The sequence below is a fragment of the Mycolicibacterium komossense genome, from assembly GCF_025822605.1.
GTDB classification, from domain to species: Bacteria; Actinomycetota; Actinomycetes; order Mycobacteriales; family Mycobacteriaceae; genus Mycobacterium; species Mycobacterium komossense.
In genome coordinates this window covers 362100-382016 of record NZ_JACKTY010000012.1, presented here as the reverse complement: position 1 = coordinate 382016, position 19917 = coordinate 362100, and the positions used below count along the sequence as shown (strand labels likewise).

General features: G+C 64.8%; 20 protein-coding genes and 1 pseudogene. 8 read left to right on the top strand and 13 right to left on the bottom strand.

Annotated elements, in window-relative coordinates; all coding sequences use genetic code 11:
• The first annotated feature begins 2 nt into the window (after positions 1-2).
• From H7J73_RS03775 to H7J73_RS03750, 6 genes are all read left to right on the top strand, one after another.
• The gene (locus H7J73_RS03775; protein WP_264065893.1) at positions 3-1526 is read left to right on the top strand and encodes a xylulokinase; all 1524 of its coding nucleotides are present in this window, start codon (positions 3-5) and stop codon (positions 1524-1526) included.
• A complete protein-coding gene (locus H7J73_RS03770; RefSeq protein WP_264065892.1) occupies positions 1523-2611 on the top strand; it encodes an amidohydrolase family protein in 1089 nt (362 codons plus the stop codon). Before H7J73_RS03775 ends, H7J73_RS03770 begins: the two co-directional genes overlap by 4 nt.
• Complete coding sequence (locus tag H7J73_RS03765) at positions 2608-3441, top strand: DeoR/GlpR family DNA-binding transcription regulator (protein ID WP_264065891.1); 834 nt, start codon at positions 2608-2610, stop codon at positions 3439-3441. The genes H7J73_RS03770 and H7J73_RS03765 overlap by 4 nt, the downstream gene beginning before the upstream one ends.
• Before the next feature lie 95 nt (positions 3442-3536).
• Entirely contained in the window at positions 3537-4250 is a 714-nt protein-coding gene (locus H7J73_RS03760) for a triose-phosphate isomerase (protein WP_264065890.1), read from the top strand.
• Positions 4250-4747 (top strand): secondary thiamine-phosphate synthase enzyme YjbQ, encoded by a 498-nt coding sequence (locus H7J73_RS03755; RefSeq protein WP_264065889.1) that lies wholly within the window; start codon positions 4250-4252, stop codon positions 4745-4747. Before H7J73_RS03760 ends, H7J73_RS03755 begins: the two co-directional genes overlap by 1 nt.
• Before the next feature lie 17 nt (positions 4748-4764).
• Positions 4765-5259, top strand: a complete 495-nt coding sequence (locus H7J73_RS03750; RefSeq protein ID WP_264065888.1) for a secondary thiamine-phosphate synthase enzyme YjbQ — start codon at positions 4765-4767, stop codon at positions 5257-5259.
• A gap of 18 nt (positions 5260-5277) precedes the next feature.
• Here H7J73_RS03750 and H7J73_RS03745 read toward each other — a convergent pair whose 3' ends face one another.
• The 11 genes and pseudogenes from H7J73_RS03745 to H7J73_RS03695 all read right to left on the bottom strand — a co-directional run bounded on the left by H7J73_RS03745 (position 5278) and on the right by H7J73_RS03695 (position 14206).
• Positions 5278-5916: a maleylpyruvate isomerase N-terminal domain-containing protein gene (locus tag H7J73_RS03745; RefSeq protein ID WP_264065887.1), complete on the bottom strand. Its 639-nt coding sequence runs from the start codon at positions 5914-5916 to the stop codon at positions 5278-5280.
• 26 nt (positions 5917-5942) lie between these two features.
• Positions 5943-6557, bottom strand: a complete 615-nt coding sequence (locus H7J73_RS03740; RefSeq protein WP_264065886.1) for a dihydrofolate reductase family protein — start codon at positions 6555-6557, stop codon at positions 5943-5945.
• Between the two features lie 111 nt (positions 6558-6668).
• Positions 6669-8124 (bottom strand): annotated as a pseudogene (locus tag H7J73_RS03735) (HNH endonuclease signature motif containing protein).
• 224 nt (positions 8125-8348) lie between these two features.
• Entirely contained in the window at positions 8349-8642 is a 294-nt protein-coding gene (locus H7J73_RS03730) for a glycoside hydrolase family 15 protein (protein ID WP_264065885.1), read from the bottom strand.
• Positions 8643-8786: 144 nt separating this feature from the next.
• A complete protein-coding gene (locus tag H7J73_RS03725; RefSeq protein ID WP_264065884.1) occupies positions 8787-9050 on the bottom strand; it encodes a hypothetical protein in 264 nt (87 codons plus the stop codon).
• Positions 9051-9063: 13 nt separating this feature from the next.
• Positions 9064-9345 carry a trehalase-like domain-containing protein gene (locus tag H7J73_RS03720; protein ID WP_264065883.1) on the bottom strand — a complete coding sequence of 94 codons (282 nt, stop codon included), beginning with the start codon at positions 9343-9345 and terminating at the stop codon, positions 9064-9066.
• Positions 9338-10753, bottom strand: a complete 1416-nt coding sequence (gene zwf / locus H7J73_RS03715; protein WP_264065882.1) for a glucose-6-phosphate dehydrogenase — start codon at positions 10751-10753, stop codon at positions 9338-9340. The genes H7J73_RS03720 and zwf overlap by 8 nt, the downstream gene beginning before the upstream one ends.
• Positions 10754-10790: 37 nt before the next feature.
• Positions 10791-11180, bottom strand: a complete 390-nt coding sequence (locus tag H7J73_RS03710) for a universal stress protein (RefSeq protein WP_264065881.1) — start codon at positions 11178-11180, stop codon at positions 10791-10793.
• Positions 11177-12727: a tripartite tricarboxylate transporter permease gene (locus tag H7J73_RS03705; protein ID WP_264065880.1), complete on the bottom strand. Its 1551-nt coding sequence runs from the start codon at positions 12725-12727 to the stop codon at positions 11177-11179. Before H7J73_RS03705 ends, H7J73_RS03710 begins: the two co-directional genes overlap by 4 nt.
• Before the next feature lies 1 nt (position 12728).
• Positions 12729-13265, bottom strand: coding sequence for a tripartite tricarboxylate transporter TctB family protein (locus H7J73_RS03700; protein WP_264065879.1), 537 nt, complete (start codon positions 13263-13265; stop codon positions 12729-12731).
• Positions 13262-14206 (bottom strand): Bug family tripartite tricarboxylate transporter substrate binding protein, encoded by a 945-nt coding sequence (locus H7J73_RS03695; protein WP_264066012.1) that lies wholly within the window; start codon positions 14204-14206, stop codon positions 13262-13264. Before H7J73_RS03695 ends, H7J73_RS03700 begins: the two co-directional genes overlap by 4 nt.
• 144 nt (positions 14207-14350) lie before the next feature.
• Between H7J73_RS03695 and H7J73_RS03690 the strand changes: the two genes are divergently transcribed.
• Together H7J73_RS03690 and H7J73_RS03685 are read left to right on the top strand one after the other, a co-directional pair.
• Entirely contained in the window at positions 14351-15955 is a 1605-nt protein-coding gene (locus tag H7J73_RS03690; RefSeq protein ID WP_264065878.1) for a sensor histidine kinase, read from the top strand.
• Positions 15948-16616 carry a response regulator gene (locus tag H7J73_RS03685; RefSeq protein WP_264065876.1) on the top strand — a complete coding sequence of 223 codons (669 nt, stop codon included), beginning with the start codon at positions 15948-15950 and terminating at the stop codon, positions 16614-16616. Before H7J73_RS03690 ends, H7J73_RS03685 begins: the two co-directional genes overlap by 8 nt.
• A gap of 131 nt (positions 16617-16747) precedes the next feature.
• Here the strand turns inward: H7J73_RS03685 and lpdA are convergent, their stop codons facing one another.
• Positions 16748-18157, bottom strand: coding sequence for a dihydrolipoyl dehydrogenase (gene lpdA / locus H7J73_RS03680; RefSeq protein ID WP_264065875.1), 1410 nt, complete (start codon positions 18155-18157; stop codon positions 16748-16750).
• 11 nt (positions 18158-18168) lie between these two features.
• Entirely contained in the window at positions 18169-19827 is a 1659-nt protein-coding gene (locus H7J73_RS03675; RefSeq protein ID WP_264065874.1) for a glycerol-3-phosphate dehydrogenase/oxidase, read from the bottom strand.
• Positions 19828-19917 lie beyond the last annotated feature (90 nt).

Genomic DNA, 19917 nt, shown 5'->3' with positions numbered 1-19917 from the left:
CCATGAGCGAAACAGATTCTGAAACATTGCTTCTCGGCATCGATGTCGGCACAACCGGCACCAAGGCGATGCTGATCAGCAGCGACGGCCACGTGCTGGGAGAAGGTTACTGCGGCTACTCCTTATCGCGCCCTGCCGCGCTGGTGGTCGAACAGGACGCCGACGAATGGTGGCAGGCAGTCGTGCAGAGTGTGCGAATGTGCCTGTCCGGCAATGACAACGGACGGGTACGTGCACTGAGCATCTCAGCCCAGGGCGGATCGCTGCTGGCGATCGACAGCGATGACGTGCCGATAGCACCGGCTCGCTCGTGGCTGGACAGACGCGCCACCGCTCAAGTGGACCGTATCGTGGAACGCTTCGGTGCCACCGAGTTCTTTCAACGCACAGGATGGCGTGTGTTCGGCGCCTACAACTGTGTGCAGTTGCTCGACATGCGAGAGAACGAGCCCGAGCTGTTCACCCGCGCATCGGCGTTTCTCGGCACCGCGGACTTCATCAACCTGCGCCTGACCGGGCGGCGCTGCGCAGATATGAACGCCGCCGGGATCACCCAACTCACCAACGTACTTGCCGGGAGTTGGGACAGCGAGATACTGGCTTTCGTCGGGATCGAAGAAGCCAGGATGCCGCAGTTGCTCCGGCCCGGATCGATTCTCGGCACACTGACAGCCGACGCTGCGGCAGCTCTTGGCCTTGGCGCCGATGTCGAAGTCATTGCCGGCGGTCACGATCAGTACTGTGCCGCGCTCGGTGCAGGCGTCGTCGAATCGGGGGATGTCCTGGTCTCGACCGGCACCGCCTGGGTTGTTCTCGGTATCACCGCAACTCCCATCCCCGATCCCGCCCAGAATTTCGGGTTCGGCCCGCACGTGACCCCGGACGTGTGGGGCGAGTTCGGATCGCTACGCAACGGAGGGAACTGTCTGGATTGGGCCCGTACCGTGTGCAGCGGCCGCGCCGGCCTGGACGACTATGCCGATGTCGAGCAGTTGGTCGCGGAGGTCGCACCGGGTTCTCAAGGCCTACGGTTCTTTCCACACTTCGACGGCACCAGCGTTCCCACGTGGAACGACCAGGCCAAGGGCACCATGGTCGGCCTCGAGCTCCGGCACGGCGCAGGCGAGATTTACCGGGCCGTGATGGAGGGAGTGTGTTTCGAGCTGCGGCGACTGCTCGAGGCCTACGAAAGCTTCGGCCCCACCATCTCCCGGATAAGGCTGCTCGGCGGCGCCGCCAACAGCGCGGTGTGGACTCGGATCATCGCCGACGTACTCGGACGTCCCGTCGAGGCGCTCAACATCGCGCACAGCGCATGTCTGGGGGCCGCGATGCTGGCCGGAGTTGGGTCGAGCGCCCGCGTGTGGACCGACATCGAACATGCCTGTGCCACAGTCGTTCCCGCGGCACGGCTGGTGACGCCCGCCGCCGATTGCGACAGCTACGAGAGCATGTTCACCGACTACTGCCGACTGGCCGACACTGTGATTCACCTCTACGACGACGCAAGAGGATCGGTGCGATGACACCCCTGGAACTAACCGACTACGACCGGCAGTTCTATGCCGAGCGGATTCACGACTTTCTGCCCGAGCGAATTGTGGACTGCCACACCCACATCTGGACGACGGACCACCTGCTGCCACCCGACGCCGCTCCCCCGAGTCGATCCGCGGCCTGGGCGTCATCGGTGGCCGTGGTCCATCCGGTGGAACAGCTCGTAGCGACCTACGCCGCCGTGCTCGACGGTAAGTCGGTTATCCCAGTCGTGTTCCCCGGTATCGAAACGAACATCGATGCAGCAGCCAACAACAACTACGTCACGCAGTCGGCTACGGCTTACGGCGTCCCGTCCCTCGCCCTGACCACACCGTCGATGTCAGCCGGCGAGTTCGAGACGACGATCCGTTCGGGCGGACATCACGGCTGCAAGCCGTATCTGAACTTTGCGCCCGCATACCTGCCGCAGGACGAGATCCGGATCTACGATTTCCTGCCACCCGCGCACCTGGATGTGCTGAATGCGAACGGCTGGGTCGCGATGCTCCACATTCCGCGGCCAGGCCGGTTACGGGACCCGGTCAACCTCGCCCAACTCCGTGAAATCGACGAACGGTATCCGAACGCCCGCGTGATCATCGCGCACATCGGGCGGGCGTACACCCTGCATGACGTGGGCGATGGCATGGCCGCGATGTCCCAGACCCAGAATCTGCTGTTCGACATCACCGCGAACACAAACTCCGACGTGATGCGCCTGCTCATCGACGCCGTCGGCCCCAGCCGAATCCTCTTCGGTAGCGATCTTCCGATCTTCACCATGCGCGCGCACCGAATAGTCGAGGGTGATCAGTACGTCAACGTCGTGCCACGCGGCAAATATCACATCGCACCGAACGATCCCACCATGCGTGAAACTGACTCGGCCGAGACGATCACGCTGCTCCTCTACGAACAGATCGACGCGTTCCGCCGGGCCGCGACCGCAGCGGGGCTGTCCCGAACCGAGATCCAGCGTGTGTTCCACGACAACGCCGCCCACCTTTTCGGCCTGGCGAGTACGGCAGCAGAGCCAGCCATCCAGACCCAGGAGGAAGGGGAAAGCCGTTGAACGCCAGGGAGAGATGGAATCAGATCATCGAGATCCTCACCGATGCCGGTTTCATCGATGTGGAAGACGCCGCGGTCCGTCTCGGTGTCTCAGCGGCGACCGTCCGCCGTGATCTGGATCGTCTCGCGCAGCAACAGCTGATCACTCGCACCAGAGGCGGCGCCGTATCGAACTCGACCGCATACGATCTGCCGCTGCGCTACAACGCAGAACGCAATGTGCCCCAGAAGGTCCAGATCGCCGAAGCCGCCAGCAGTCGGGTGGCCATGGGTTCGGTGGTGGCGATCACCGGCGGAACGACCACGACCGAAGTGGCACGTCACCTCGCCATGCGGGCTGATCTCCACGGCGCCACCACCAGTCCTGCCCTGACCATCGTCACCAATGCCATCAACATCGCCAATGAACTGACGGTGCGCGCCACCCTCCAACTGGTCGTAGTCGGTGGCGTCGTGCGATCACAGTCCTATGAGCTCATCGGGCGGCTGGCCACGCTGATCCTCGACGAGATCTCGATCGACGAGGCCATCCTGGGCGGCAACGCGCTCGATCTCGTCACAGGACTGACATGTCATAACGAATCAGAAGCTGCCATCGCCGCCGAGATTGCCCGGCGCGCCAACAGAGTGACCGTCGTTCTGGACTCGACGAAGCTGGGAAACCGTGCGCTGGCGCGCGCCTGCGCCACCAAGCACATCGACACCCTGATCACCGATGCGGGAGCCGACCCAGATTTCGTCGCTGAACTGACGGCGCGTGGCATTGAGGTGGTCATCGCCTCCTCGACCAGCCGCAGTTCGGCGAAATCCCCTGTAGTGAATGAAGACTGACCACCTTCGGCACTGCCCCGTGCACTGCCGCGCCAACCGGTGTCCGAACTCGATTGGAAAGACGATATGCCCACGATGAGCACCAGGAAGTTCCAGTGAAGTCAGCTGTCCGAACGCCATTCTTTGAAATAGGGGTAAAGAACTATCTTTACGGTGATGCGGTCGTCGAACTGGCCTGGGCGGCCGACGGTGCCGCTGCCGAGTACGACATCGACATCCTGTTCATCACACCGTATGTCGATATCCGGCGGATCGCCGAGTGCACCGACAGGTTGATCATTCTCGCGCCCTACATGGACACTCTGCGACCTGGTCGCGGACTCGCCGATGTACTGCCTGAAGGACTGAAAGCCGCTGGTGCACATGGCGTCGTCATCAACCACGCGGAACGGCCCGTGCCCCTGGCGCAGATACGTCAGACGATCGATCGTGCCAATGAGCTCGATCTGCTCACCTTTGCCTGTGCCGACACCGTCGACGATGCCCGCGCCATCGCTGTCTATCGACCGGATATCCTCAATCCCGAGCCCAGCGCCCTGATCGGTTCCGGCCGAACCGGCGGACTGGATTTCATGCGTGCGAGCACGGAAGCAATACAGGCGGTTTCCTCACAGACGCTCGTCGAACAGGGCGCTGGAATAGCCACAGCGGACCAGGTTCATCAGTACATTGCCGCCGGCGCCGACGGAGTGGGTGTCGCCTCCGGCATCGTCGGTGTCGGCGATCCGATCGGTCAATTAGCCACCATGCTCGAAGCTTTCGTCGACGCACGGGCACTTCGCCCATCCCCAACCAAGTTAGGACGTTGATGGTCATCCACGCCAGAACGCTGCACACCACCTCCCACGGCAGACGCCCTTCCTTCCATCAACTGACCGATGAGATAAAAGATGTGGTCGCGGAATCACAAGTGACAGAGGGAATCTGTCTGGTTTCAACCCATCACACCACCTGTTCGGTGATGATCCAGGAAGCGTCATTCGACCTCACCTACAACGGGCTGGAATTCCTGCAGCAGGACCTCTGGGACGTCTGCGAAAAAATCATCCCGACCACTCGGGTCGAAGGCCAGTACAAACACCCCGGCCCAGAGCTCACCGAATTCTCCAGACTGCACGGAGAAGACAAGCACGAGACTCTCAATACCGATGCCCATCTGCGGTCGGCGTTCCTCGGCAGGAGCGAGACGCTGCCGATCAGCGCAGGAGAACTCGACCTCGGTCAGTTCGCGCACATCTACTTCATCGACTTCGACCAGACCCGTAGCCGGAATCGCCAGATCTCCGTACGGATTCTCGGCGAATAATTACCAAAGGACACACCATGACCACTTTTCATCATTCATTCACGATCCAATCCGATCGCCGGCCCACGTTCGAAGACGTGACCTTGCATGCGCAGGACGCAGCCGGTAAGTCCGGTTTCGACAACGGCCTGATGACCGTCTACTCGCAACACACCACCTGCAGCGTGCTGATCCAGGAGCAGTCCGACGACGTCAACTATTGGGGCGAGCAGTTCATCCTGCAAGACATGATGGACGGGCTGAGCAAGATATTCCCGACCTGCACCACCGACGGGCAGTACCTCCACCCCGGACCTGAACATATCCGCATCGCCCAGACAGAACGGGGCGAAAACGCCTGGGAGAGCCTTAACACCGATGCACACTTGCGCAGCGTGCTGTTGGGACGCTCAGTCACCGTTCCGCTGATAGACGGTGAACTGCAGCTTGGTCAGTTCGGCCGAATTTACTTCGCAGACATGGACCAGGTCAGAGCCCGCCAACGAACTGTCCGTATCGCGATCGTGAGCTGACGTCTGGTCGATCGCCATCTACATCCAGGCCGGCGGATCGAAATCGGGAGCAGTCTCCAATTCATCGGCACCCCGGCCGGTCGCCCAGCGGACCACTCCGGCGGCCGGGCCGGTTAGCGGAGTTTCCGGGATGTCGGTCAGCAGTTGGTTGAGCACGGCCCGGGGAAACTCGGCGAACGTCGCACCGGTGCCGAGGTCGACGGTGTGGATCCACACCTCCTTGGCTCGCATCCACAGGGTGGCGCTGGCCGGCACCTCCGCGCCGCTGACCACCCGGACGGTCGCCTGCCAGGCCTCCCATGGCAGTACGCGCCACTTCGCGGTCAGCTCTGCAGCGCTTGCGGCGACGAACTCGCGCAGGACGCAGGGCGAAGCCTGTGCCCCCTCGTCGATCTCGGTGGCACGCGCCTGCGCCGACGGGTACATCGGCGTCTCGATCCCGGTGGTCGCCCAGTCGACCAGCCGCCCGAGTCCCCTGGCGTTGTAGCCGATATGGGCGATGACGTGTCTGCGCTTCCAGTCCGGCAGCAAGGACGGCCCGTCGAAGCCGTCATCGCCGAGCGCGTCGAGATAGCCGGTCAGCCAGGTCTGGCCGTCGGCGACGATACTGAGCCGGTCGGTGATCTCGAGGTCGTTGAAGAGAGGCTGGGGTCCCACGCGTTCGACCCTAGCCACCTCGGGTGCTATCGGTGTACGTGATAGCGCAAGTGAGCCACGCCGGGCGCTTCGAGCACGCGGACCAGTTCCATCCGAGGCACGCCGGCGGAGAAGCCGTCGAACAGCCGCTCCCCTGAGCCGAGAAGCACAGCACTGACCTGAAGGTCGATCTCGTCGACCAGCCCGGCGGCGATGGCCTGCCGAGCGCATGACGCTCCACCGGCGATGCTGATGTCCCGACCGTCGGCGGCCGCCAGTGCTTGGGAGTATGCCGCTTCCACGCCCTCGGTGACGAAGTGGAACGTCGTCCCGCCCGCCATCGCAATGGCGTCTTTACGGTAGTGGGTGAGAACGAAAACCGGGCAGTGATAAGGCGGCTCGTCGCCCCACCATCCTCGCCAGGACGACTGTTGCCAATCACCCCGGACCGGTCCGAACATGTTGCGGCCCATGATGGTCGCGCCCATACCGTCCATCATCTCCCCGACGACCTGCCGGTTCACCGGATGGTCCTTCTCCGGTCCGAGGTGCCAGGCATGTAATTTTTCGCCGCCGATACCGAGCGGGTTGTCCGCGCTCTGTTCGGGGCCGGCCACGTAGCCGTCCGCGGATATCGACATCGACAGGTTGGTTCTGGTCATGCACAAGAGACTATGGATCCAGCGAGAACTCATCGCAAGGACACGTAGCGCACGTAACGCTTGTCAGCAGTCTTCTCCGGTGGAGGGTCGGCCACCACGCCGGCCCACGAACTACTCCGGCTCATCGCCCTCATCGCGTGGGTCATCGTCCCGGCGCAGGAGCTCTTCTGGGTGGTGGTGTTTGTTGATGCGGCCGTGGCCGGTGTCCAGCTGTGGTGGTGGGATCCATTCGGTGCGGCCGTCTTTGCGTTTACGGGTCCGCCAGCCGCCGGGTGTGACGAGGCGGTTGTGGGGGCCGCAGGCCAGGGTCAAATCGTTGATGTTGGTGTGGCCGTCATCAGCCCAGTCGCATTCGGCGTGGTGGACTTCGGTGAGAAACCCGGGGACGGTGCAGCCGGGGAATGTGCAGCCGCGGTCTTTGGCGTGCAGGACGATCCGCTGATCGGCCGAGGCGATCCGCTTGCTGCGACCCAGGTCCAGTACGCGGCCCATCTGGTCGAAGATCACCAGGTAATGAAACGCGTGGGAGGCCAGCCGGACGACGTCGGTCATCGGCATCCGGGTCCCACCCGAGGTGACCGCGAGTCCAGCCCCGGGTTCGAGTTCTGTGAGGGCGGTGGACACCACGATGGTGACCGGCAGACCGTGGTAGCTACCCAACTCACCCGAGCACAGGGTGTTGCGGCCCATCGCCGTCAGCGCATCATGCTGGCGCTGCGCCGGGGGTGCGGCGATCAGTCTGAACCTGTTCCTGGCTGGGTCGGCCTTTGACACAGGGCGACTCGTCGTCCGGGTTGCACATGCCCGGTGCGGCCCATTTCGAGGNCACCGTGGCCCGCAACTCCCGGGGTGATCTGCCCGCTGATGGTGGACATCGCATCCGGGCCCTGCCGGCCGATGGTGACCCCGCGTTTACGGGCCCGGTCGGCATCGGAGAACTCCCCATCCGGATTGACCAGCGCAGCAATCAACGCTGCTGCTTTACGCAACTCCTCAGGCCCGAACTCGGCGGCCACCCCAGCCAACTCGGCTTCGGCTTTCTCCCGGGTCGGCGTATCCACCCACACCGGCAGATCCGTGAAGAATCCCCGAATGATCGCACTATGCTCGCCACCGATAACCCCGGCAGCTTGCCGGCCGCGACGTGCGGCATCCGCGGCGCCAACAGCTCACCAGTCAACGATGTGCGTTCGCCGAGTTCTTCGGCGTCCCTGAGCCGCCGCTTAGCGTCCTTGCCCGCGACGTGCGGCATCCGCGGCGCCAACAGCTCACCAGTCAACGATGTGCGTTCGCCGAGTTCTTCGGCGTCCCTGAGCCGCCGCTTAGCGTCCTTGCCACTGATCCGCAAAGCGGTCGACAGTACATCGGTGAAATTCTTGGTGCCCAGCTCTTTCGCCGACCCGTCGCGCACCAACGTCCCGATCAAGCGGTGCACGACCACCGGCTGACGCCGCGACAGCGCCTCCAACCGCACCAACACCCGCACCACCTCAGGACCAGCCAACCCGTCCCACGACACCCCAGCCAACACCTCCACCGCACCCTCCACCCCCGCCAGCGCCTCCAGCACTGCCTCCCGACCAGAACTCACACCCCGAAACTAGCCCGCCCCACCGACAAGAATCTCACCTGAAACCGCACCCTCCACCCCCGCCAGCGCCTCCAGCACTGCCTCCCGACCAGAACTCACACCCCGAAACTAGCCCGCCCCACCGACAAGAATCTCACCTGAAACTAAAGTGACACAAGTGAACTCACTCCCCACTGCGATCCAGGAAAGGCCGGACGAGGTCAGCTATCCAGCGCGCGGTCCAGATTGATGGCCGCGCTGATCAACGCCAGATGCGTGAACGCCTGCGGGAAGTTGCCCACCAGATCACCGGTGGCGCTGACCTGTTCGGCGTAGAGGCCGACGTGGTTGGCGTAGGAGAACATCTTCTCCAGCGCCAGCTGCGCATCGTCGAGCCGGCCGGCCCGCGCCAGCGCTTCAACAAACCAGAACGAGCAGATCGAGAACGTGCCCTCCTCGCCGTCGAGACCGTCGGACTCCGGCTCGAAGCGGAACACCAGGCTGTCGGTGACCAATGTGGTTCGATCGCACGCAGCGTCGACAGAAACCTGGGATCGGCGGGCGAGAGGAACTTCACGATCGGCATCAGCAGCACACCGGCGTCCAGAGAATCCCCCGTCCTCGGTTTGAGTGAACGCCTCGGGCTCCGGTAATCCGAATTACGGCTCCCGCCAATATATTCGGGCAGGCTGGTGGTCGGTGCGGCCAAACCACCTTCGCCAAAAGGCGGTGGTGGCATCGAGCAACGCATCGGTGTTGTCCGAAGCCCCGCGCGACGGCGTGTCCGCAGCGGTATTTTCTGAACCGAACACCTCCAGCACGAACAGGGCGGCATCCCCGTCACCGCTGAGCAACACTCCACCGTCGGTCCGTTCCGCCGTGCAGTGCACCCGCTCATAATCCGGCCTGGCATCGATTCGCATGCTTACCAGGGCTTTACCGCGCACCCCGTTGATCCGTCGGACCAGCCGCTGCCAGCACGGTCGAGTTCGGAAAGTAGAACTGCTGGGTGCGGGTGATCTCCCCGACAGGCACCAGACTCCAACAGCCACCACGCTTCCGGTCCAGGATGGCGCCGAAAACGCTCGGTGAATCGAACCGGGGCGCGCAGAACCAGTCGATGGTGCCGTCGGTGCCGACAAGCGCGCATGTCCGCAGATCACCGATGAGACCGTGGTCGGCTATTGCTGGAAAAGCAGAAGCCGGCCCATCAGGCATCGGGCAGCCGCCACCCGTCCGGCCCTGGCAGCGTCAGCGCCGCCTCCGGCCCCCAGGACCCTGGCTCGTACGGTTGCACCGCAGGCGGATTATCGAGGACGGGCTGGCAGACCTCCCACACCCGGTCCACCTCGTCGGAGCGGGTGAACAAGGTCTGATCGCCGCGCATGACGTCAAGCAGCAGCCGCTCGTAGGCCTCCAGGGGGACGTCGTCGGGGTCCTCCAGCGCGAGATCGAGCGCAAAGGTGGCACACGTCAACGCCATATCCGGTCCCGGCCGCTTGACGTTCAGGTGGATCGCCGCGGTCGGTGAGTCGTCCAGTTCCATATTCAAATGGTCAGGGCCGTAGGAGTTGTCGCCGAATCGCCCCGACGGCGGGGTGCGGAACGTCAGCGTCACCGTCTTACGGTTATCGCCCATCGCCTTGCCGGTGCGCAGGTAGAACGGAACGCCCTGCCAGCGGTCGGTGTCGACGAAAGCCTCCAGCGCGACCAGGGTTTCCACCTTCGAGCCCTTGGCGACACCGTCGACGTCGAGGTAACCGTCGTACTGCCCGAACACCACCCGCGCGGGATCCAGCGGTTTCATCGCCGCGAAGACCTTGTGCTTCTCGTTACGCAGCGCTGTCGCGTCGAAGCGCTCCGGCGGTTCCATCGCAACGAATCCGAGCACCTGGATCAGGTGTGTCGAGATCATGTCACGGAAACAGCCGGTCTCCTCGTAGAAGGCGCCACGGCCCTCGACGGTCAGGTCCTCGGGCACGTCGATCTGTATCGACACCACGTTCGACCGGTTCCACGCCGGTTCGATCAGGCCGTTGGCGAACCGCAGCGCGAGGATGTTCTGCACCGCCTCCTTACCCAGGAAGTGGTCGATCCGATACACCTGATCTTCACTGACCACCGCTTTGACCGCGGCATCGAGTTCCCGGGAACTCTCCAGATCGGTGCCGAACGGCTTCTCGTGCACGATCCGGGCGCCTTCGGCGATCCCTTCCTTGCCCAGCATGGCGAACATCGCCTTCGTGGCGGCGGGCGGCACCGAGAGGTAGACCAACGTGCGGGAGTCGTCGCCGAGACGCCCGCGCGCGGCACGCACCGCCGCAGCCAGCTCGGCCCCGTCGTCGTCGGTGGAGGTCTGGAACGACAACCGGCTCAGCAGCTCATCGGCGACCTTCTCGTCCAGATCCTTGACGAACTCGCCCAGCTCACCGCGCACACGGTCGCGGAATTCGTCATCGGTACCCGGGGAGTGACGGCCCGAGCCGATGATGAAGTACTCCTGCGGCAGCCGGCCCGCGGCGGCCAGGTGGTAGAGACCAGGAAACAGCTTGCGCTTGGCGAGGTCGCCAGTGGCTCCGAAGAGAACGAAAACCTGCGGCGGGATGTGTTCGTGTTCTGTGGGCACCCAATCCAATGTAGAGGGCGCGGACCGCACGCCCGGGTTATTCAGCAGGCTTAACTGCCAGGACGGGTTTAGCGCATTCCAGCAACAGCCGCTGGGACGCACTGCCCAGGAGCAGTTTCCCGACCGGATTGCGGTGCCGGATCCCGATCACCAGCAGCTCGGCGTCCGGGCGATCCATCACCGTCAGCAGCGCATCGGCGGCGTAGACACCGACCGGCTGCTCGATCTCGAACGGCACCCCGCACGCTGTGAGGACGTCCTCGAGATCGTGCACCTCGGTTTTGTGCGCGAACGCCGCGTCCACATACGAGTCGCCCTGTGTGGAGTTGAACACCAGCAGCGAGGTCTGCCGCAACTTCGCCTCGGCGATCCCGGCCTCGAGCGCCGCCCGTCCGTAGATGTCGGTGGTATATCCGATGACGATCATGAGTGCCCCACCTTGCCGGCCTTCTCTCTCTGATCCCTATCGTCCTCGACCACCAACAAGGTCTCCTCACTGCGATGCATCAACCGCAGCACCAGCGGAGCCAACAGGAGCAACGCCATCAGGACATAGGTGATGATCGCGACCGGCTCCGTGAACAGACTGTTCCACTCCCCGGCGCCGAGTTGCAGGCTTTGACGCAACTGGCGCTCGATTCGCGGTCCGAGGATCACCCCGATGATCAACGGCAGAACCGGTAGGCCGAACCGTCGCATCATCAGACCCAGCAGGCCGAAGATCAGCAGTAGCGCCAGGTCCAGCGGCTGCACGTTCACCGCGAACGCACCGAGCGTCGCGAAGAACAGGATGCCGGCGTACAGGTAGGGCCGCGGAGTGCGCAGCAGTTTGGCCCACAACGGCGCCAACGGCAGGTTCAGGATCAACAACAGCAGATTGCCGATGAAGAGGCTGGCGATCAACGTCCAGATCAGCAGCGGCTCTTTGGAGAACAGCGTCGGGCCGGGCTGGATGCCGTAGGACACGAAGGCGGTGAGCATCACCGCGGCGGTCGCGTTGGTGGGCAAACCCAGCGAGAGCATCGGCACCAAAGTGCCTGCGGCCGAGGCATTGTTGGCCGCTTCCGGGCCGGCGACTCCCTCGATCGCGCCTTTGCCGAACTCCTCGGGATGCGCCGACAGCTTCTTCTCGGTGATGTACGACAGGAACGTCGGCAGCTCCGCGCCACCGGCAGGTAGCGCGCCGAACGGAAATCCCAACGCGGTACCCCGCAGCCACGGCTTCCACGACCGCTTCCAGTCGTCACGGCCCATCCAGGGCCGCCCCACCGGGATCACCTCGGCTGGGCGCTGACGCAGATGCGCGGCCACCCACAGCGCCTCGCCGACGGCGAAGATCGCCACCGCGATGACGACGATGTCGATGCCGTCGGCGAGCTGCGGGATGCCGAAGGTGGCCCTGGCCTGGCCGGTGAGGAAGTCGATGCCGACCAGACCGATCGCCAGCCCGAGCAGTAGCGAGATGCAGCCGCGCAGTTTCGACGAGCCCAACACCGCGGTGACGGCGACCAGCGCGAACAGCATGATGGCGAGGTACGAGGGAGCACCGAGCGTGACCGCGAACCGCGAGACCGCGGGCGCGAACAGCACCAGCAGCGCGGTGCCGATGGACCCGGCGACGAAGGAGCCGATGGCCGCCGTCGCCAGCGCTTGCGCGGCGCGGCCGGCCTTGGCCATTTTATTGCCCTCGATCGCGGTGATCACCGAGGATGACTCTCCCGGGGTGTTCAGCAGAATCGAGGTGGTCGAGCCGCCGTACATACCGCCGTAGAAGATCCCCGCGAACATGATGAACGCGGCGCTGGGGGGCAGGCTGTAGGTCAGGGGCAAGAGCAAGGCGACGGTCATCGCGGGCCCGATACCGGGGAGCACACCGACTGCGGTGCCGAGCAGCACTCCGATGACGGCATAGAGCAGGTTCGTCGGGGTCGCGGCCTGTTCGAAACCCTGCAGCAGCCAGTTCAGGTTGTCCATATCAGAGAATCCCGTCCAGAATGCCTGCGGGCAGCGGGATTCCGAGCCCGGAGTAGAACGCGTAGAAGCTACCCACCGACAGCACCGCGCCGATGAGGATGTTGCGGATGTACCGCTTGCTACCGAGAACCGTTGCGGCACCGGCGAACAGCAGCGCGCCCATGATGGCCCAGCCGAGGAAGTTCACCAGCAGGATCGTCGCGACGAACAGTCCGACCAGCAAGGCGACAGTTTTCCAGTCTCCCGGCGACTCAGGGTCGATGTCCTCCCCCGCGTCCGCCTCCCCCTTGGAGCCCCGCGGGATGGCGATCGCCAGAATCGCCGCGGTCACCAGGAGCAGGACTCCGATGGCAGCAGGAAAGAGTGCGGGCCCAACGGGATCCACCTTGGCGTAGCCGCCCGGGAGGGTCACCGCGTTGTAGACCAGGAACGCGCCCACCAGGACCAGTACGGCCACCACCAGGTACTGCGCCTTGTCGATCGCAATGGGTTGGGCCGCGGCTTCGGGGCTCTGCGCTTCCTCCGCCGGGGCGCTCACAGCAGACCCAGTTCGGTCAGGGTGGACGAGACCCGGTTGTCCTGATCGGTCAGGAACTGTTCGAACTGCGGTCCCGTCATGAACGCATCTGTCCAACCGTTCTTCACCAGGGCCTCCTTCCAGGCGTCGGTGGCGTGTAACTCTTCGAGTGTTTTGACCAGCGCTTGGCGCGCCTCGTCGGAGATCCCCGGGGGCGCGAGCACGCCGCGCCAGTTGGTGAAGGTCAGGTCGATGCCGGACTCGGTCAGAGTGGGTGCGTCGATGCCTTCGGCGCGCTCTTTGCCGGAGACGGCCAGGACCCGGACCTGGCCGGCTTCGATCTGGTCGACGTACTCACCAAGACCGGTTGCACCCGCGGAGATCTTCTTGCCCAGCAGCGCGGTCAGCAGATCGCCGCCACCGTCGTAGGAGATGAAGTTGACCTTCTTGGGGTCGACGCCCGCGGCTTTCGCGGTCTCCATCGGGAAGAGATGGTCGGGTCCACCGGGTGACGATCCACCGCCGATGGTGACCTTGGCGGGATCAGCCTTCCAGGCCGCGACGAAATCGCTGATCGTCCGATAAGGCGAATCCGCCGGGACCAGGATCCCTTCCTGCTCCTCGACCACCTTCGCCAGCGCGGTCGCATCCGAGGCACGCGCGGAAGACCCGTTGGTGAAGACGGCTCCGACCACCCCGAGGCCCATCATCATCATCAGGTCGCCGTTGCCCCTTTCGTTCATCAGCCGGGCCATCGCGACGGTGCCACCGGCGCCGATGACGTTGAAGACCTCGACGCGCCTGGTGATGTTCTCGTCTTCCATGATCTTCACCGCGGTCCGTGCGGTCAGGTCGTAGCCACCGCCGGGACTGTTCGGAACCATCATGCGCAGGCGGTGCATCCCGGACGGGTCGTCACCGCGGGTCACCCCGCAGCCGGAAAGTAGGGCGACCAACAGCATGATTGCCGCCGCCGCGCCGAATCGTCTCCGTCTCGACACTTCGTTCACCCCTCGAGTCGATATCCAGTGCACAGTGATGCACAGCAATACTGTTCCCAGAAGTGATGTGAGTCACCCTTTCGTACTAAAAGGAAGTATTGGTCATTGAGTTCATGGAAGCGTTCGGGTAAATCGGCACGGAAAAGCGCCAGCCTGGCGGGACAGTTCCTGGCGTTCCAGATCGTGGTCGTCGCGGTCGTGCTGCTGGCAGTCGGCGCGGTGTCAGTGGCGCAGTCCACCAACGAATTCCGCGATGTCCGCGGTCAGCGGATGATTGCGGTCGCCGAGAACATGGCGTCGACCCCGATCGTCCGGGAGCGGTACGCCGATCCCTTCGCGGGCCAGGTGCTGGCACCGGAGGTGGATCGGGCCGTCGCCTTGTCGGGCGCCGGGCTGGCTGAGATCCTCGATCCGCAAGGGGTCATCCGGGTGTCATCGCAACCGGCCCGGGTCGGCCAGCCCTTCGGCCTCGGTGACAGCCAGGCGGTCGACGGCCGCGCATGGTCCGGCGACCTCGATGTGGACAGGACGCACAGCCTGGTGGGCCAGGTCCCGATCCTCGGCATCAACGGCGACGTACTGGCCATCGCGTCGGTGAGCGAAGGATATCCCTCGATCTGGCAACTACTTTCGGGCGCCGGTGAACGCTTGCTGTTCTACCTCGGACTGGGCGCCGCGTTGGGCCTGTTGGCTTCGTGGCTGTTGTCGCGACGGATCAAACGCCACACCCGGGGCCTGGAGATCGCGGAAATAGCCAGCCTGGCCGACCATCGGGAAGCGTTGTTGCACAGCATTCGTGAAGGGGTGGTCGCGGTGAACAACGAAGAGGAGATCACCGTTCTCAATGACAGCGCCCAGGAGCTGCTCGGTCTGACCGACGCCGCGGTGGGACGTCGTATCGACACGGTGGGAATGGATCCCTCGGTGATGGAGTTTCTGCGCACCGGTGAGGATGACCGCGATGTGGTGATCGCCACCAGGACCAGGGTGCTCGCCCTCAACCGGCGGGCCGCCACCAGCGACGGCCAGCTGATCGGTACCGTCACGACGATGCGGGACAGTACCGAACTGGCGTCGATGCAGGGACAGCTGTCGTCGCACAAGAGCGTGACCGACACCCTGCGGGCGCAGACCCACGAATTCGCCAACCAGCTGCACACCATCTCCGGGCTGGTGCAACTGGGCGAATTCGACGCGGTACGGGATCTGGTCGGCACCCTGACCCGGCGCAGGGCCGAGATCAGTGATGCTGTGACACAGCATATTTCCGATCCGGCAGTGGCAGCGCTGCTGATCGCGAAAACCACGTTGGCCGCCGAGAGCGGGGTGGCGCTGGTGATCGACCCGGACTCGCACCTGAGCGCACTCGAGCCGGCCCTGGCCACCGATGTGATCACCCTGTTGGGCAACCTGATCGACAACGCGGTGGACGTCTCCGAAGGCACCGAACGGGCCAGGATCACCGTCACCATCGACGATGGCGAAAGTTTGACGATCACCGTCGCCGATTCCGGACCCGGTGTGCCAGAACACCTCCGGGAGTCCATCTTCGCCCGGGGCGTCACCTCCAAGCCCGAGGTTCCCGGCGGCCGCGGCATCGGGCTGGCACTCGTCCGGCTGGTGACCGCCCAGCACGGCGGCCGGGTCGACATCCACGACGCCGCGACGGGCGGCGCCGAGTTCGTCGTGAGATTGCCAGAGCATGCGTGACGTCCTGATCGTCGACGACGATTTCATGGTCGCCGACATCCACCGCCGGTTCGTCGAACGGGTCGAGGGCTTTCGGCCCGTCGGGGTGGCCCGCACCGGAGCCGAGGCACTGACCGCCGCCCGCGAACTGAAACCGGACCTACTCCTGCTCGACGTCTATCTGCCGGATATGACCGGCCTGGAGGTGTTGCGGCGCTTGCGATCCGAGGGCGACCGGGTGGGTGTCATCATGATCACCGCCGCCCGCGAGCTCGATACGGTCAGTGCCGCACTCGATGGCGGCGCAGCCGACTACCTGATCAAACCGTTCGAATTCGGCCAGCTGAGCGCCAAACTGGACGCGTTCGCGGCCAGAGCGGCAGCGCTGCGCTCCGACGGCGGCGCGGACCAGACGCTGGTGGATGCGCTGTTCGGCGCCCCGGCCGCCGAGGTGGCCGAGGTGGTGCTGCCCAAGGGGTTGGGCGCGGAAACCGGACGGCTGGTGCTCGATGCCGTACACACCGCAGGCGAAGTGTCGGCCGCGGAATGTGCTGAACGCGTGGGGATTTCGCGGGTCAGTGCCCGTCGCTACCTGGAGCACTACTTGAGCACCGGCGCGCTGGAAATCCGCCTGCAGTACGGCGTCGGGCGTCCAGAGCGGCGCTACCGGCTCACCGGTTGAGCACAATCCGCTACTGCATTCGGGGCCACGCCTTCACCGATGCGGAATGCAGCCGCTTCGGCATGCCGTGCCTTGTGGCAACGGTATTGGCTGCCTGATCAATACCGTACTTCTACAGCTCAGAACCGTTATCAGAAGTTGATCATGTGCCCGACCAGCCCGTGGAAGGTCTCCTGGAGAGCCTCGGACAGGGTGGGATGGGCGTGCACGTTGGCTGCCAATTCGTGGGCGGTGAGCTCCCAGCGCTGCGCCAGCGTGAGCTCCGGCAGCAGCTCGGCCACATCGGGGCCGATCAGGTGTGCGCCCAGCAGTTCCAGATACTCAGCATCGGCGATGAGCTTCACGAAGCCGATCGGTTCGCCCAGCCCGTGGGCCTTGCCGTTGGCCGAGAACGGGAAAGTCGACACCACGACGTCGGCCCGCTCGGCGCGCGCCTGCTCCTCGGTCAGGCCGAAGCTGGCCACCTGCGGCGCGCAGAAGGTGGCCCGCGGCATCATCCGGTAGTCGCCTATCGGCTTGGGGTCGGCCTTGGCGATGGTCTCGGCAGCGACGATGCCCTGCGCTTCGGCGACATGGGCCAGTTGCAGCTTCGCCGTCACATCACCGATGGCGAAGATGTGTTCGACGGACGTGCGGAGCTCGGCGTCGACGCCGACGGCGCCGCGATCGGTCAGCGTCACGCCGGTGTTCTCCAGTCCGAACCCGTCGATCCGCGGCGCGAACCCCACCGACATCAGCACCTTGTCGGCGGTCAGTGTGCCGGTGGCGCCGTCGCGCTCGGTATAGGCCACCGTCACCGAGGTGCCGTCGTCGACGACGGTATCCACCGCGACCGAGGTCAGGATGTTCACTCCCAGCTCCCGGTACTGCTTGGCCAGTTCGCGGGAGACGTCGGCATCCTCATTGGGCAGGATCCGGTCCAGGTACTCGACCAGCGTCACCTCGACGCCGTAGTTCTTCAGCACGTAGGCAAACTCGACGCCGATCGCGCCGGCGCCGACGATCACGATGGACGACGGCAACTCCCGGCTGAGGATCTGCTCCTCATAGCTCACCACGTTGACGCTGAGGGTGACCCCGGGCAGCATCCGCACCGTCGCGCCGGTGGCGATGATGGCGTGATCGAAGGTGATCCGCTGAGCCCCGGCCCCGGAACCCGTGTCGATACTCAGGGTGTTCGCGTCGGTGAAATGGCCGCGACCGTTGTATTCGGTGACACCGTTCTTCTTCATCAAATAATGGATGCCCTTGACGCGACCCGCCGCGACATCACGGCTGCGGTCCCAGGCCACCCCATAGTCGAAGCGCGCGTCCCCGGAGATACCGAACTGAGCCGCTCGGCGCAGCACGGTGTGGGCCAGCTCAGCGTTCTTCAGTAACGCCTTTGACGGTATGCAGCCGACGTTCAGGCACACCCCGCCCCAGTACTTCTCTTCCACGATTGCGGTCCGCAGACCGAGCTGGGCACAACGGACGGCGGCGACATAACCGCCCGGGCCAGCGCCCACGATCACCACGTCGTAGTGCGGCAGATCAGACATCAGCATTCCTCTCAGGCCACCGGCGCCGGGCGTGGGGCGCGGCGCACCCCACCCTGCAACCGGGTCACGTACTCGCGCAATTGGTCGATCTCGGCCCGCACCCGGGTGTCGTCCCAGCCCAGCAAGCCGGCGGCGAACGCAGCCACCTCTTCGGCGACATCGAGGCCCAGTGCCGGCTCCAGTCCGACCATGGCGCGGCGATGGAGAATGTCGGTCAACGTCCGGGCGCCCTCATCGCGCACCGCGACCACCACCTCGGCGGCGGTGACGGCACCGCGCCCGGTGCCGAACACAGCGCGGTTGGCGGCGTCCTGCTCATAGCGCTGACGCACCCGACGGACCCGGGCGCCGTACACGGCGAGCAGTCGGTCGGCGATCTCCGGGGCCCATGGCAGGCCGGCTTTGAGCGTGGTGCCGGCCTGCACCCGGCCGAGCCAGTTGTGGGCGTGTGCGCCGGGCAACTGCTGACGTGCGGTGCGGGATTTCGGCAGATCCTCGCCGAGCAGGTCGGCAACCTTGTCGACGGTCTGCTTGCCCAGGCTCAGGTGCGGGGTCAGTTTGCCGCCCACAATCGTGATGAGACGGGGCACCGTCTCGTGTTCGACGATGAGATGACTGCGCGGGATCGCACCGGCGGTGACGCCCGGCCGGTACGGCAGCGGCCGCACGCCGGTGTAAGTGAGCAGCACGTCGTCGACGGTCAGGTCAGCCTCCGGGATGAGCAGGTTGGTCTCGCTGATCAGGTAGGCGATCTCCTCGTCGGTACCGCGTACCAAGCCGGGGTCGCCGTCGAACCTGTCGTCGGTGGTGCCGATCAGATAGCGCCCGTTCCACGGGATGACCAGGATCGGCCGGTTGTCGGCGCGGCTCTCGAAGTAGATGCAGGCCTCGGGCGCGCCCGGGAACGGATCGACCAGCAGGTGGGTGCCGGTGGTGCCGCCGATCTGACGTTCGATCCCGTTGCGACCGGCCAGTTCGTCGACCCACGGCCCGGCGGCGTTGACGACGCAGCGTGCGGCGATGTGGAATTCGCGGCCGTCCGCATCCCGGACGGACACCCCGGTCACGCCGTCGGCATCGGTGGTCACGTCGAGCACTGCGGTGTAGTTGGCCACGTCGGCACCCATCGCGTGGGCCGAGAGCACGGTCTCCAGGACCAGACGTTCCGGGTAGACGACTTGCCCGTCGTAGTAGCGCAGGGCGCCGGACAACCCCGCGGGATCGAGGCCGGGCAGTTCGGCGGCGATGGCCTTACGGTTCATCGCCCGGTGCCGTGGCACCGACTTCTTCAGCGACAGCACGTCATAGAGGACCATGCCGATCCGGAACATCCAGCCCGGCTTGTGGTTGTGGGCATACAGCGGGACGACGAAGGGCAGCGGAGCGACCAGGTGCGGGGCGATCCGCAACAGGCACTCACGGTCGTGCAGGGATTCGTAGACCAGCGGGATCTCACCGTGCTCGAGATAGCGCAACCCGCCGTGGATGAGCCGGCTGTTCCACGCCGAGGTGCCCTCGCCGAAGTCCCCCCGCTCCAGCAGAGCCACCCGAAGCCCGCGCTGGGCGGCATCGCGGGCGATGGCCGCTCCGTTGATCCCCGCTCCGATGATCGCCAGGTCGTACGGCACCGATGTCAGTCGGGGTGAGTCCGCACGGGTGAAGTCAGCCATCGAGTTATCTCCATTCACGGCTCAGACGGTCAAGACGGTGTGGTACAGCACACTACAGATGTATATACAGCGTTACACAACTACATACCA